General features: G+C 69.9%; 14 protein-coding genes and 2 riboswitches. Of the genes, 3 read left to right on the plus strand and 11 right to left on the minus strand.

Going from position 1 to position 14,277, the window contains the following annotated elements; genetic code table 11:
- Nucleotides 1–25: 25 nt before the first annotated feature.
- From VFE82_RS18955 to VFE82_RS19000, 10 genes are all read right to left on the minus strand, one after another.
- On the minus strand, nt 26–424 hold the full coding sequence (locus VFE82_RS18955) for a response regulator (protein ID WP_325001897.1): 399 nt from the start codon (nt 422–424) through the stop codon (nt 26–28).
- 80 nt (nt 425–504) lie between these two features.
- A complete protein-coding gene (locus tag VFE82_RS18960) occupies nt 505–906 on the minus strand; it encodes an Hsp20/alpha crystallin family protein (protein WP_325001898.1) in 402 nt (133 codons plus the stop codon).
- Nucleotides 907–916: 10 nt separating this feature from the next.
- Nucleotides 917–1,366 carry an Hsp20/alpha crystallin family protein gene (locus VFE82_RS18965; RefSeq protein ID WP_325001899.1) on the minus strand — a complete coding sequence of 150 codons (450 nt, stop codon included), beginning with the start codon at nt 1,364–1,366 and terminating at the stop codon, nt 917–919.
- Nucleotides 1,367–1,473: 107 nt separating this feature from the next.
- Nucleotides 1,474–4,368: an aminomethyl-transferring glycine dehydrogenase gene (gene gcvP / locus VFE82_RS18970; protein ID WP_325001900.1), complete on the minus strand. Its 2,895-nt coding sequence runs from the start codon at nt 4,366–4,368 to the stop codon at nt 1,474–1,476.
- A 79-nt stretch (nt 4,369–4,447) separates the two neighbouring features.
- A complete protein-coding gene (gene gcvH, locus VFE82_RS18975; RefSeq protein ID WP_325001901.1) occupies nt 4,448–4,822 on the minus strand; it encodes a glycine cleavage system protein GcvH in 375 nt (124 codons plus the stop codon).
- 34 nt (nt 4,823–4,856) lie between these two features.
- A complete protein-coding gene (gene gcvT, locus VFE82_RS18980; protein WP_325001965.1) occupies nt 4,857–5,918 on the minus strand; it encodes a glycine cleavage system aminomethyltransferase GcvT in 1,062 nt (353 codons plus the stop codon).
- Between the two features lie 112 nt (nt 5,919–6,030).
- Nucleotides 6,031–6,133: riboswitch (glycine riboswitch) on the minus strand.
- 18 nt (nt 6,134–6,151) lie between these two features.
- Nucleotides 6,152–6,228: riboswitch (glycine riboswitch) on the minus strand.
- A gap of 55 nt (nt 6,229–6,283) precedes the next feature.
- A complete protein-coding gene (locus VFE82_RS18985) occupies nt 6,284–7,561 on the minus strand; it encodes a TRAP transporter large permease (protein WP_325001902.1) in 1,278 nt (425 codons plus the stop codon).
- Complete coding sequence (locus VFE82_RS18990; protein WP_325001903.1) at nt 7,558–8,052, minus strand: TRAP transporter small permease; 495 nt, start codon at nt 8,050–8,052, stop codon at nt 7,558–7,560. Before VFE82_RS18990 ends, VFE82_RS18985 begins: the two co-directional genes overlap by 4 nt.
- Nucleotides 8,053–8,118: 66 nt before the next feature.
- Nucleotides 8,119–9,045, minus strand: coding sequence for a TRAP transporter substrate-binding protein (locus VFE82_RS18995; protein WP_414708786.1), 927 nt, complete (start codon nt 9,043–9,045; stop codon nt 8,119–8,121).
- Between the two features lie 207 nt (nt 9,046–9,252).
- On the minus strand, nt 9,253–10,938 hold the full coding sequence (locus VFE82_RS19000; RefSeq protein ID WP_325001905.1) for an electron transfer flavoprotein-ubiquinone oxidoreductase: 1,686 nt from the start codon (nt 10,936–10,938) through the stop codon (nt 9,253–9,255).
- Between the two features lie 125 nt (nt 10,939–11,063).
- On the opposite strand from VFE82_RS19000, the gene VFE82_RS19005 reads away from it, so the two are divergent.
- The 3 genes from VFE82_RS19005 to VFE82_RS19015 all read left to right on the plus strand — a co-directional run bounded on the left by VFE82_RS19005 (nt 11,064) and on the right by VFE82_RS19015 (nt 13,234).
- Nucleotides 11,064–11,846 (plus strand): SDR family oxidoreductase, encoded by a 783-nt coding sequence (locus tag VFE82_RS19005; protein ID WP_325001906.1) that lies wholly within the window; start codon nt 11,064–11,066, stop codon nt 11,844–11,846.
- Between the two features lie 84 nt (nt 11,847–11,930).
- Nucleotides 11,931–12,818, plus strand: coding sequence for a DMT family transporter (locus VFE82_RS19010; protein WP_325001907.1), 888 nt, complete (start codon nt 11,931–11,933; stop codon nt 12,816–12,818).
- Nucleotides 12,815–13,234 (plus strand): thioesterase family protein, encoded by a 420-nt coding sequence (locus tag VFE82_RS19015; protein ID WP_325001908.1) that lies wholly within the window; start codon nt 12,815–12,817, stop codon nt 13,232–13,234. Before VFE82_RS19010 ends, VFE82_RS19015 begins: the two co-directional genes overlap by 4 nt.
- A gap of 25 nt (nt 13,235–13,259) precedes the next feature.
- Here the strand turns inward: VFE82_RS19015 and VFE82_RS19020 are convergent, their stop codons facing one another.
- Nucleotides 13,260–14,240 (minus strand): glycerophosphodiester phosphodiesterase, encoded by a 981-nt coding sequence (locus VFE82_RS19020; RefSeq protein WP_325001909.1) that lies wholly within the window; start codon nt 14,238–14,240, stop codon nt 13,260–13,262.
- Between the last annotated feature and the right edge of the window lie 37 nt (nt 14,241–14,277).

The raw sequence follows: 14,277 nt of genomic DNA on the forward strand, positions 1-14,277 counted from the left end.
ATGCGCGATTATGGGGCGCGGGAACTCAGCGGTCCACGGGGCCGGGCCGGCGGCCGCCGAGCGACATGCACCAGTCGAGCAGGGCGTCGGTGTCCATGGACTTGTCGAACACGTTGTCGCAGCCCAGCGCCAGGCACTGGTCGCGCACCACGCCGCTGGCGGTGGCGGTGAGCACCACCACCCTGCGGCCGGGTGCCCGGCCGCGCAGCGCCTTGAGCACATCCAGGCCGGTGCCGCTCTCGTCCAGGAGCAGGTCGACGATGGCGAGGTTCCAGTCGTTCGCGGGGTCGGCCAGCCAGGCGATCGCCTCCGATGCCTGGGCCGCCTGCCCGACGGTCCGGATGCCTGCCAGCTCCGCGAGGGCCTCCACCAGGCTCTCGCGGATGGCGTTGTTGTCCTCGACGATGAAGGCCTTGACTTCCAATCCCCGCTCCCGGGCCCACGCGGCCCGGGCGAATGATGGCACAGGCCTGCCAGCGCCGGCTGACCCGCGGGCGGCGCGGGTCAGCCGACGCGCACCTCGATCCGCCGCGGCCTGGCTTCCTCGGCCTTCGGCACTGTCAGGCGCAGCACGCCGTCCTTGAGTTGCGCCTCGATGCGGCCGGCGTCCAGCTCCCGGCTCAGCGTGAACGCCCGGCGCCAGACCGGGGGCTGGGCGTCGCCGTAGACCAGCTCCATCTCGCGCGGACCGGTGACCTCGGCCGTCCCCTCGATCGTCAGGCTGTCGCCATCCACACGGACCGAGAGGCGGTCCCGGCTCACCCCCGGCAGGTCGGCCAGCAGGGTGATGCCCGACTCGTCCTCGAACACGTCCACCGGCGGCACCCTGTGCGGAGCGCCGGAAGCGCCGGCCTGAGTGGCCTCGGCGGTCGCCCGGCCATGGCGGGTTTGCACTTCGTTCGACATGCGGACCTCCTCAGTTCACTTCGATGCGGCGCGGGCGGGACGACTCGCGCTTGGCCACGGTGATGCGCAGGACGCCGTCCCGGTAGCTGGCCTCGATGCGCGACGGATCGGCGTCTTCCGGCAGCCCGACCACGCGGCGGAACGGCCCCGCGAAACGTTCGCGGGCGTACACGCTGGTGCCCTCGCGGCCCTCGGGCAGCTCGCTGCGGCGCTCGCCGGCGATGACCAGCAAGCCGCGGTCGACGGTGACCTGCAGGGCGGCCGGGTCCAGGCCCGGCGCCATCGCCATGACCTCGATGCTCTCGGGCGTCGTCCCGACGTTGATGACGGGGAAGCCGGCGCCCGGCAGGGCCCGGATGCTGGAGCGCTCCAGCGGACGAAAGACCTGGTCGAGGACGTTCTGCAGCCGGCTGAGCTCACCGAAGACGTCCGCGGCAGGCCGGAACGATGTGTTCAGCATCGCAACCTCCATGCTCGATTCGTTGGATCGGTGCGCGGCGGGTGCCGCGCGGACAGGAGGTAGCGACACCCGCCGCGGATTTCAAGAGGGCCGCGACGCCCGTGCGCTCACTCGTAGGCCGACATCGGCACGCAGGCGCAGAACAGGTTGCGGTCGCCGTAGACGTTGTCGACCCGGCCGACCGGCGGCCAGTACTTGGCGTGGCGCCGCTCGTCGAGCACGGCGGCGCCGGCCTCGCGTGGGTACGCATGCGTCCACTCGCCCCGCAGCAGCGCCGCGGCGGTGTGCGGCGCGTGCCGGAGCGGGTTGTCGTCCTGCGGCCATTCGCCGCGTTCCACCCGGCGGATCTCCTCGCGGATCGCCACCATGGCGTCGATGAACCGGTCCAGCTCCTCCAGCGTCTCGCTCTCGGTGGGCTCGACCATCAGCGTGCCGGCCACCGGGAAGCTGAGCGTGGGCGCATGGAAGCCATAGTCGATCAGCCGCTTGGCGACGTCTTCGGCCGTGATCCCGCTCGAATCCTTCAGCGGCCGCAGGTCCAGGATGCATTCGTGCGCGACGTGACCGTTGGCGCTGGCGTACAGCGTCGGGTAGTGGTCCTTCAGGCGCGCGCTGACGTAGTTGGCCGACAGGATCGCCACCTCCGTGGCCTGGCGAAGTCCCTCGGGGCCCATCATCCGGCAGTACATCCAGCTGATCGGCAGCACCGCGGCGTTCCCCAGCGGCGCCGCGGACACGGCGCCCACGCCGTGGCCCTTCACGCCACCCGCCTCGTGGCCGGGCAGGAACGGCACCAGGTCCTCGACCACGCACACCGGCCCGACGCCGGGGCCGCCGCCGCCGTGCGGGATGCAGAAGGTCTTGTGCAGGTTCAGGTGGCTGACGTCGCCGCCGAATTCGCCCGGCGCCGCGATGCCCACCAAGGCGTTCATGTTCGCGCCGTCGACGTAGACCCGGCCGCCGTGCGCGTGCACCAGCTCGCACAGCTCCTTGACCTGCATCTCGAACACGCCGTGGGTGCTGGGGTAGGTGATCATGATGCAGGCCAGGTTCGCGCTGTGCTGCTCGCACTTGGCCTTCAGGTCGTCCATGTCCACGTTGCCGTTGGCGTCGCAGGCCGTGACGACCACCTGCATCCCCACCATCTGGGCGCTGGCCGGGTTGGTGCCGTGCGCCGACGAGGGGATCAGGCAGACGTTGCGGTGCGCGTCGCCGCGGCTCTCGTGCCAGGCCTTGATCGCCAGCAGTCCGGCGTATTCGCCCTGGGAGCCGGCGTTCGGCTGCAGCGAGATGCCCGCGTAGCCGGTGGCCTGGCACAGCCATGTGCGCAACTGCTCGTCGAGCTGCGCGTAGCCCTGCAACTGCTCGCGCGGGGCGAACGGGTGGACGTTGGCGAACTCGGGCCAGGTGATGGGAATCATCTCGCTGGTCGCGTTCAGCTTCATGGTGCAGCTGCCCAGCGGAATCATCGTGCGGTCCAGGGCCAGGTCCTTGTCGGACAGGCTGCGGATGTAGCGCAGCATCCCCGTCTCGCTGTGGTGCGTGTTGAACACCGGATGCGTGAGGAAGTCGCTGGTGCGGCGCAGTTCCTGCGGGATCCGCGGCTCGATGCCCTTGTCGAACTGCGCCACCGAGGGCAGTTCCTGGCCCTCGTGCGCGAAGATGGACCACAGCAGCTCGATGTCGGCGCGGGTGGTGGTCTCGTCCAGCGAGATGCAGAGGTACTCGTCCCAGGCGACGCGCAGGTTGGCCCCCATCGACACCGCGCGGGCGGCGATTGCCTGGGTCTGCTCGCCCGTGCGCAGGCACAGGGTGTCGAAGGCCGTCGTGTGGTGGTGCTGCCGGTAGCCCAGCCGCTCCAGCCCCTGGGCCAGGATCGCCGTGTAGCTGGCCACCCGCTGGGCGATCCGCTTCAGGCCAGCGGGCCCGTGGTAGACCGCGTACATGCTGGCGACGACCGCCGGCAGCACCTGCGCGGTGCAGATGTTGGAGGTGGCCTTCTCCCGCCGGATGTGCTGCTCGCGCGTCTGCAGCGCGAGCCGGTACGCCGGGTTGCCATGGCTGTCCACGCTCACGCCCACCAGCCGGCCCGGCATCGAGCGCTTGTACTCGTCGCGGCAGGCGAGATAGGCGGCATGCGGGCCGCCCGCGCCCATCGGCATGCCGAAGCGCTGGGTCGTGCCCACCACGATGTCGGCCCCCCACTCGCCGGGCGGCACCAGCAGCGTCAGCGCCAGCAGGTCGGCCGCGACGATCGCGGCGGCCTGCTTGTCGTGGATGCGCTTCACGTCGGGCGCCCAGTCGTGCACCCAGCCGCTGCTGGCCGGGTACTGGATCAGGGCGGCGAAGAAGTCGCCGGCCAGGGCGCGTTCCCATTCCTCGGCGGAATTGGCGACCACGACCTCGATGCCCAGCGGCCTGGCGCGCGTGCGCACCACCTCGATGGTCTGCGGATGGCAGTCGCCTGCCAGCACGAAGGTGCTGGAGCGGCTCTTGACGCTGCGCTTGGCCAGCGTCATGGCCTCGGCCGCGGCGGTCGCCTCGTCCAGCATCGACGCATTGGCGATCGGCATGCCGGTCAGGTCGCACACCATGGTCTGGAAGTTCACCAGGGCTTCCATGCGGCCTTGCGAGATCTCGGCCTGGTACGGCGTGTAGGCGGTGTACCAGGCCGGGTTCTCCAGGATGTTGCGCAGGATCACCGGCGGGGTGTGCGTGCCGTGGTAACCCTGGCCGATGAAGCTGCGCAGCACCCTGTTGCGCGAGGCGATGCCGCGCAGCTCCGCCAGCGCCTGGGCTTCGGTCAGCGGGGCCGGCAGCTTCATGGCGGCCGAGCGCGCGATGGATCGCGGCACGATGCTCTCGACCAGGGCGCGCCGCGAGGCCTCGCCGATCACCGACAGCATGTGGCGTTCGTCGGCCTCGCCGATCCCGATGTGGCGCGGGATGAACTCGGCGCGGTTTTCCAGGTCGCCCAGCGGGGGGGCGGATTGCATCAACATCGACAGACTCCGTGCTTGCTCACAGGGACTCCGGCGCGCGCGCAGGCGGAGCGCATGGCCGGGAGAGGGCGCTGTGCCCTCAGGCGTTCTTGGAAAACTCCGTGTAGGCCGTCTCGTCCATCAGGCCCTCGAGCTCGCCGGCGTCGGCCAGGCGGACCTTGAAGAACCAGCCCTGGCCGAGCGGATCGCTGTTGGCCAGGGCCGGATCGGCGCGCAGCGCCTCGTTGACCTCGACGACCTCGCCATTGACCGGCATGAACACGTCCGCCGCGGCCTTGACCGATTCGACGACGCCCGCGACCTCGCCCTTGGCGTAGCGGCGGCCGACCTCGGGCAGGTCGACGAACACGACGTCGCCCAGCGCATCCTGCGCGTGCACGGTGATGCCGACGACGGCCGGCTGGCCGTCCTCCAGCTGGATCCATTCGTGGTCGGACGTGTACTTCAGGGCCATGGCGCTTCTCCTTCTTGGTTGAATCGGGTCGGGCTCAGCCGCGGTGGTAGCGCTGCGGCACGAACGGCATCGCGGCGACTTCCATCGGCACCGGCTTGCCGCGCACGAGGGCCTGCAGCCGGGTGCCCGGCGCCGCGTGCGCACTGGCCACGTAGGCCATCGCCACCGGCTTGTCGATCGTGGGGCCGAGCAGGCCGCTGGTGACTTCGCCCACCGGCCGGCCGGTGCCGTCCTGCAGCGGCGTGTGCTCGCGCACCGGCACGCGCTCCAGCGCCACCAGGCCGACGCGCCGGCGTTCCACCGGCACCGCGCCCTCGAGCTGGCCCAGCACGCGATCGGCGCCGGGAAAGCCGCCCGCGCGCGCGCCGCCGGTGCGCCGCACCTTCTGCATCGCCCAGGTCAGGCCCGCCTCGACGGGCGTGGTCGTCGTGTCGATGTCGTTGCCATACAGGCACAGGCCCGCCTCCAGGCGCAGCGAGTTGCGGGCGCCCAGGCCGACCGGCCGGACCTCAGGCTGCGAGAGCAGGGCACGCGCGAGGGCCTCTGCCTGCGCAGCCGGCACGGAGATCTCGAAGCCGTCCTCGCCGGTGTAGCCGCTGCGGGTGACGAACAACTCGCCGCCCTGCCACGCGAAACGTTCGCCGGTCATGAACACCAGCCGCTCGACGCCGGGCACCAGGCGCTGCAGCGCGTTCACCGCCTGAGGTCCCTGCAGGGCGAGCAGGCCGCGATCGGGCAGGGGGACGATGTCGCAGCGGGAGCCGATGCGATCGCGCAGGTGGGCGATGTCGCCTTCCTTGCAGGCGCCGTTGACGATGACGAACAGGTCCTCGCCCCGGTTGACGAACATGAGGTCGTCGATGATGGTGCCCTCGTCCGTCAGCAGCAGGCCGTAGCGCTGCTTGCCGGGCGCCAGGCCGACCACGTCGACCGGCATCAGCGACTCGAAGGCCGCCGCCGCATCGGCCCCCACCAGGCGCAACTGCCCCATGTGCGAAACGTCGAACAGGCCGGCGGCGCTGCGCGTGTGGTGGTGTTCCGCCATCAGGCCGGCCGGGTATTGCACCGGCATCGAGTAGCCGGCGAACGGCACCATGCGGGCCCCCAGCTCGAGGTGCAAGGCGTGCAGCGGGGTGGTGCGAAGCTCAGGCGTGGCAGCGGGCAAGCGGTTCTCCAGCGGGGCGGCAAAACCATGGTATCGGCCATGGCCGGCCCCTGCTGTCCGCTTTACCTGAGAGATTCACCCCTTACACGGGGTTTGCTCCTTCGGTGGACCGGGTCGAGCCGCGGTCTCTCTCCAGCAAGGAACGCCCCGTGCACCGGGGCGGTCGTCAGTCCTGGGTACCTGAGCGTTCGGCTGTGCGCCTGCGCCTTCGGCGGCTCCTCGGAGGAGCGCTCTCCTGACGCGGCGGATTGTAACGGCACGGGGCGCCGCCGAGCCACGTCGGCGCCCGCGTGCTGTCAGCGTGCGTAGACCAGGTCGCGCAGCCCGAGCGACAGCGCCGGCACGTAGGTGACGACCATCAGGCAGGCCAGCACCACCAGCACGAAAGGCACCAGCTGCGAGATCATGCGGTCGAGCGAGATGCGCGCCACCGTGCAGGCGGCGAACAGGTTCACGCCGAAGGGCGGCGTGATCATGCCCAGCGCGAGGTTCACCACCATGATCAGGCCGAAGTGCACCGGGTCGATGCCGAAGTGCTGGGCGACCGGCGCCAGGATGGGGGCGAGCACGATGATGGCCGCGCTCGTCTCGATGAACATGCCGATCACGAACAGCGCCGCGTTCACCCCGAGCAGGAACAGCGCCGGCGACTGCAGCACCGCCTCCAGCCAGCGCCCGATCGCGTCGGGCACGCCGGCGCGCGTGATCAGGAAGGCGAACAGGCCCGCGTTGGCGATGATGAACATGATCACCGCCGACGAGATGGCGGACTTGCGCAGGATCGCGCCCAGATCCTTCACGCCGATCTCGCGGTAGACCAGCATGCCCACCACCAGGGCATAGAACACGGCGACGGCGGAGGCCTCGGTGGGCGTGAACACACCGCCGTAGATGCCGCCCAGGATGATGACGGGCATCATCAGCGCCCAGCCGGCCTGCAGCAGTGCCCGGCCGAATGGGAGCCGGCCCTCGCCGTCGTTCTTGCCCCAGCCCTTCCACTTGCACCAGGCCCACACGAAGACCATCAGGGCGACGCCGATCAGCAGGCCGGGGCCGAAGCCGGCGATGAACAGCTCGCCGATCGACACTTCGGCGCTGACGCCGTACAGGATCATCGGGATCGACGGCGGGATGATGACGCCGAGTTCGGCGCTCGTGGCCTGCAGGGCGGCCGCGTAGCTGACCGGGTAGCCATGCTTGATCAGCGCGGGGATCAGGATCGCGCCGATGGCGAACGTGGTGGCGACCGAGGAGCCCGAGACCGCCGCGAAGATCATGCAGGTCAGCACGCAGGTGATCGGCAGGCCGCCCTGCACGCCGCCCACGATGCTCTTGGCGAATTCCACCAGCCGGCGCGAGATGCCGCCGGTCTCCATCAGGTTGCCCGCCAGGATGAAGAACGGGATGGCCGCCAGCGGAAACTTGTTGATCGAGCCGAACATCTCCTTGACGGCGATGAGCATGCTGGCGTTGCTGGCCTGGATCCCCAGCACGGAGGCCAGCCCGATGGAGACGGCGACGGACATGCTGAGCGCAAAGCACAGCACCATGGTCGTGAGCATGGCGGCGGTCATTGGGCGGTCTCCAGTTCCAGGCGGCGCGGATCGAGGTAGTTGCCCACGATGCCGAAGGTGCAGAAGAGGGCGCCCACGGGCATCGCCACGTAGCCCCAGAACATGGAGATCGACTCCAGTCCGGCCATCGACTGGACCTGGCCGCGCACCGAGTAGTCCCAGCCCCACCAGAGGATCACCAGGATCAGCGCCAGCGCGGCGAGGCTGACGACGGCGTCGAGCGCGCGCCGGGTCTTCGGGCCGCTCCACCGGTAGAGGACATCGACGCTGACCATCGCGCCCTGCCGGAACGCGGCGGGGATCGCCAGGAACACCATCCAGATCAGCGCCAGGCGGATCAGGATCTCGGTCCACTCGGCGGGCGTCTCCAGCACGAAGCGGGTGATGATCTGGAACATGCCCAGGCTGCTGGCCACGACCAGCATCAGGCAGGCGCCGGCCATGGCCAGGCCCGTGGTGACGCGCTCGATGCGCAGGAAGGTGTCTTTCAAGTCCGTCGGCCGCGCGCGCGGCCCCCGAGAGGCAGACCAGCCCGCGGCGCGGGCCGGGCCGCAGGCTTACTTGTAGTTGCGGATGCGCTCGAGCGTCGCCTTGCCGAACTGCTTCTCGAACTCGGCGTTCACCGGCGCCAGCGCCTGCACGAACTTGGCCTTGTCGAGGTTGTCGATCACCGTCATGCCCTTGGCGCGCAGGTCGGCCACGCCCTTGGCGTCGTCCTCGTCGACCCGGGCGCGGTTGGCCTTGGTGGCCTCTTTGGCAGCGTCCAGGAAGGCCTGCTTGTCGGCGGCGCTGAGCTTGTCGAACGCGCCCTTGTTCATCAGGAAGATGCAGGGCGAGTAGACGTGGCCGGTCAGGCTCAGGTGCTTTTGCACCTGGTCGAACTTGGAGGCGATGATGACCGACAGCGGGTTCTCCTGGCCGTCGACGGTGCCCTGCTGCAGGGCGGTGAACACCTCGGGGAAGGCCATCGGCGTGGTGATGATGCCGAAGCCCTTGTACGCGGCGATGTGCACCGGGTTCTCCATGGTGCGCATCTTCAGGCCCTTGAGGTCCTCGGGCGCCTTCACGTCCCGCTTGCTGTTGGTCATGTGGCGGAAACCGTTCTCCGCCCAGGCCAGTGCCTTGAAGCCCTTGGCATCGAACTTGGCCAGCAGCTCCTGGCCGACCGGGCCATCGAGGACGGCGCGGGCATGGGCCTTGTCGCGGAACAGGAACGGCACGTCCAGCACCTTGGTCTCGGGCACGAAGTTGGGCACCGGGCCGCTGGAGCTGAAGGCCAGCTCCTGGGTGCCCAGCTGGACCGCCTCGATGGATTCGCGCTCGCCGCCCAGGGAGCCGTTGTAGAAGGTCTGCACCTTGTAGCGCCCGCTGGTGCGCTTCTCGACTTCCTTGGCGAAGGTGTCGATCGCCACGCCCTGGTGCGAGTTCTGCGCGGTGGAGATGCTGATCCTCATCGTGGTCTGCGCCAGCGCGGCGCTGCCCATCAAGAGGCCGGCGGCCAGTGCCGCAAACAATCTGTTTAGTTTCACGCGTGTCTCCTCAGGCAAAGCCGACAATGAGCCGCGAGGATGCACAGTCCTGCTGCACTGCGCCACGGGAGTTCTACCGAGACGGGACCATGAAAAAAGCCGGCAAGGCCGGCCTTCTGCCGGCCGGACGAGGCCGGCCGGGTCGGTGGCGCCTGCCGGCGCTCACATGTTGGTGTAGTTCGGGCCGCCGCCGCCCTCGGGCACCACCCAGACGATGTTCTGCGTCGGGTCCTTGATGTCGCAGGTCTTGCAGTGCACGCAGTTCTGGGCGTTGATCTGCAGCCGTTCGCCGCCGGCGCCTTCGTCCTTCACGAACTCGTAGACGCCGGCCGGGCAGTAGCGCTGCTCGGGGCCGGCGAACTTGTGCAGGTTCACCTGGACGGGCACCGAGGGGTCCTTGAGCGTCAGGTGGGCCGGCTGGTTCTCCTCGTGGTTGGTGTTGGAGATGAACACCGAGGAGAGCCGGTCGAAGGTGAGCTTGCCGTCCGGTTTCGGATAGACGATCGGCTTGCACTCGGACGCGGGCTTCAGGTACACGTGGTCGGGCTTCTCGCGGTGCAGCGTCCAGGGCATGCGGCCGCCCAGCAGCTTCTGCTCGATGCCGGTCATGAGCGTGGCGACGGTGCGACCCTTCTTGAACCACTGCTTGAAGTTGCGGGACTTGTTCAGCTCCGCGTGCAGCCAGGACTTCTCGAACGCCTCGGGGTAGGCGGTCAGCTCGTCGTGCTGACGGCCCTCGCCGAGCGCCGCGAATGCCGCCTCGGCGGCCAGCATGCCGGTCTTGATGGCGGCGTGGCTGCCCTTGATGCGCGAGGAGTTCAGGTAGCCGGCGTCGCAGCCGACCAGCGCGCCGCCCGGGAACACGGTCTTGGGCAGCGACAGCAGCCCGCCCACCGTCAGCGCGCGGGCGCCGTAGCCCAGGCGCTTGGCGCCCTTGGGTCCTTCGAAGTACCAGCGGATGTTCGGGTGGGTCTTGAACCGCTGGAACTCCTCGAACGGCGACAGGTACGGGTTGCTGTAGTCCAGCCCGACCACGAAGCCGATGGCGATCTGGTTGTCCTCCATGTGGTAGAGGAACGAGCCGCCGTAGGTCATCTCGTCGAGCGGCCAGCCCGCGCTGTGCAGCGCCAGCCCCGCCTGGTGGCGCGACGGATCGATCTCCCAGACTTCCTTGATGCCGATGCTGTAGCTCTGGGGGTCGCGCCCCGCATCGAGCTTGAAGCGGCTGATCAGCTGGCGGCCCAGGTGGCCGCGCGAGCCCTCGGCGAACACCGTGTACTTGGCATGCAGCTCCATGCCGAGCTGGAAGTTCTCGGTGGGCTGGCCGTCCTTGCCGACGCCCATGTTGGCGGTGGCCACGCCGCGCACCGAGCCGTCGTCGTTGTAGAGGACCTCCGCGGCCGGAAAGCCCGGGAAGATCTCGACGCCCAGCGCCTCGGCCTGCTGCGCGAGCCAGCGCGTGAGGTTGGCCAGGCTGGCGACGTAGTTGCCGTCGTTGTGGAAGTTCTTGGGCAGCAGGAAGTTGGGCGTGCGCTTGGCGCCGGTCTCGCCCAGGAACAGGAAGATGTCTTCCGTCACCGGCGTGTTGAGCGGTGCGCCCTTGGCCTTCCAGTCGGGGATCAGCTCGGTCAGCGCGCGCGGGTCGACGATCGCGCCCGACAGGATGTGCGCGCCAGGCTCGGAGCCCTTCTCGAGCACGACAACCGAGACGTCGCGCTCGTGCTGGGCCGCCAGCTGCTTCAGCCGGATGGCCGTCGCCAGCCCCGCGGGACCGGCACCGACGACGACCACGTCGTACTCCATCGCTTCGCGCGGACCGTACTGGGCGAGGATCTCTTCTTGTGTCATGGCGTGGGATGTGGAAGTGCGCGCAACCGCGGGATGGGCGCGCTGGCGGGACAGCATTCTATGCGGCGGTCCTGCACAATCGGACCCCTTCGCCCTCCGGCGGACCCTTCAGGCAGGAGACCTTCGTGAGCTACAGCATCGATCTTTCCGGGCGCGTCGCCTTCGTGACCGGCGCCTCCAGCGGCCTCGGCGCGCAGTTCGCCCGCACCCTTGCGCGCTCCGGCGCCGCCGTGGTGCTGGCCAGCCGGCGTGTCGAGAAGCTCAAGGACCTGCGGGCGCAGATCGAGGGCGAGGGCGGAGACGCGCATGTGACACCGCTGGACGTGACCGATCTCGACAGCATCCGCTCCGCCGTGGCGCATGCCGAGACCGAGGTCGGCTCGATCGACATCCTGGTGAACAACTCGGGCGTGAGCACCACGCAGCGCATCCAGGACGTGACCGAGGACGACTACGACTACGTCTTCGACACCAACGTCAAGGGCGCCTTCTTCGTCGCGCAGGAGGTCGGCAAGCGGATGCTGGCCCGCGCCAAGGGCGCCGCGCCGGGCACCTACACCGGCGGGCGGATCATCAACGTCGCCTCGATGGCCGGCCTGAAGGTGCTGCCGCAGATCGGCGCCTACGCGATGAGCAAGGCGGCGGTCGTGCAGATGACCAAGGCGATGGCGCTCGAGTGGGGACGCTTCGAGATCAACGTCAACGCCATCTGCCCGGGCTACATCGACACCGAGATCAACCACCACCACTGGTCGACCGAGCAGGGGCAGAAGCTGGTGCAGATGCTGCCGCGCAAGCGTGTCGGCCGACCCGAGGACCTGGATGCGCTGGTCGTTCTGCTGGCCAGCAGCGAGAGCCATTTCATCAACGGTGCGGTGATCGCCGCCGACGACGGCTTCGGTGTCTGATCGTCGGGCGCTGCTGCGCCGGGGCGGGCGCCACGCCGCATCGGGTCCCTCGACGCCGCGCCGCACCACCTTGCGCGCCTGCCGATGCTGACGGGCGTGCTCGCCGGCCTGGGCGCGGGCGCCCTCTGGGGGCTGGTGTTCGTCGCACCCCGGATGGTGGCCGGCTATTCGCCGGTCGATCTCACGGCCGGCCGCTACGCGGCCTACGGCGCGCTCGCCGCAGTCCTTATGGTGTCCCGCCTGCGCCGACGCCCGCTCCCCAGTGGTGCACAGGCGCTGGCCGCCGCCGGCATGAGCCTGCTGGGCTTCACCGGCTACTACCTGCTGCTGGTGCTGGCGGTGCGCGATTCCGGCACCGAAGTGCCCACGCTGGTGATCGGCACCATCCCGGTCTGGGTGATGCTGCTGGGCAAGCCGGGCCACCTGCGCTGGCAGGCCCTGGCGCCCGGGCTGCTCCTGACGCTGCTCGGCCTGGCGCTGATGGTGCAGGCGCCCGAGGCGGGCGCGGCGGCGCTGCCGCATTTCTGGCGCGGCGTGCTGCTGGCCATCGCCGCGCTCGTGTGCTGGACCGCCTTTGCCGTCCTGAACGCGGCCTGGCTGCGGCGGCATCCCGACGTCGAGGCGACCGACTGGGCCAACTGGCTGGGCCTGGCCACCGGCGCCGGGGCGCTCTTGCTCTGGGTGGCGGCCGGGTCGCCGGCACGCGACCTGGCGGCGCAGCCCGATCGCGCGCTGTTCGTCCTGCTGGCCGTGGCCACCGGGGTGGGCTCCGCCTGGCTGGCCACCATCCTCTGGAACATCGCGAGCCGGCGCCTGTCGGTCAGCCTCTGCGGGCAGCTGATCGTGAGCGAGACCCTGTTCGCGCTGCTCTATTCTTTCGCCTGGGACGGGCACTGGCCGGGCCCGTCGCAACTGGCCGCCGCGCTGCTGTTCACCCTGGGAATCCTGGCCTCGATCAAGGCGCACCGATGAAGCTGGAACTGCCGACGCACAAGAAACTGGTCCACCAGATGACCATGCCGATCCGCTGGGGCGACATGGATGCGATGGGCCACGTCAACAACACCCTGTACTTCCGCTACCTGGAGACGCTGCGGATCGACTGGTTTCGCTCGCTCGAGTGCCTGCCCGACCCGAAGGGCATCGGCCCGCTGATCGTCAATGCGTTCTGCAACTTCCACCGGCAGCTGGAGTTCCCCGGGGAGATCCGGCTGCAGATGTACGTGAGCGACCCGGGGCGCAGCTCGTTCGAGACCTGGGCCACCATCGAGCGCGCCGACGATCCCGGTGTGGTCTATGCGTCCGGCGGGGCCACCACGGTGTTCGTCGATTTCCCGGCACAGAAGTCGGTGCCGATTCCCGACTGGTTCCGGCAGCACCTGGCCTGAGCGGCCGTCCTGCGGCGGTTCCGCCTCAGGGCGCCGTGACCGCCGGCGGCAGCGGCATGCCGCGGCGCTCCATCGCAGCGCGCACGCGGTCGGGGTAGTCGGAGATGATCCCGTCGACGCCCAGGTCGAGCATGCGCGCGATGTCGGCGTCCTCGTTGACGGTCCAGGGGATCACCCGCAGCCCCAGCGCCTGGCCTTCGCGCACCGCGTCGGCCGTCAGGGCCTGGAAGTTGGGCGACCACGCGTGCCCGCCGGCGGCCTTGACCATGCGCGGCACGCTGCCGTGCTCGGCCAGCGTGAAGCCGGCGGTCCACAGCGGCGAGTCCAGGTTGCTGCCGCGTGGCGACTGCGTCGTGAGGTAGACCGTGCGCATCCGCGGCGCCGCGGTGCGCAGCACCTGCAGCGCGCGCCAGTCGAAGCTCTGCACCATCACCCGGTCTTCCATGCCGGCCTCCCGGATCACCTTCAGCAGCGCCTGCACGAAGGCCTCCGGCGGCAGGGTGTTCTCCGGATGGCGCAGGTCCATCTTGGTCTCAATGTCGAACTGCACGTGGTCGGCGCCCAGCTGCTTGACGAGCGCGAACACCGCGGCCAGCGTCGGCATGCGGGTGCCGTCGACCGGCCGCTGGTTCGCAAAGGTCTGCGCGGCGTTGCTGCCGGGGCGCAGCCGGCCGACGTCGTAGGCCTGCACCTGGGCGTGCGTGAGCTGGCGGATGGCCAGCGGCTTGTCGATCCACCGGCCGTCCGGGCCGCGCACCAAGTCCGGGTTGAGCACCGGGTCGTGCGAGACGACCACCACGCCGTCGGCCGTGACGGCCGCATCCATCTCCAGCGTCGTCACGCCGACGCGCAGCGCACGCTCGAACGCCGGCAGGGTGTTCTCGGGCAGCAGGCCGCGGGCGCCGCGGTGTCCCTGCAGGTCGAACGCCAGGGCTGCCGGGCTGGCGGTGGCCAGCAGGAGGGACAAGGCCGCGGCGGCGGCGGTGAACGCGTGGACGGATCGCATGCGCGGCATTGTGCCGCCGGCGGCCGGCCGCGCGCCT

The organism is Ramlibacter sp., assembly GCF_035655895.1.
Taxonomy (GTDB): Bacteria; Pseudomonadota; Gammaproteobacteria; order Burkholderiales; family Burkholderiaceae_C; genus Ramlibacter.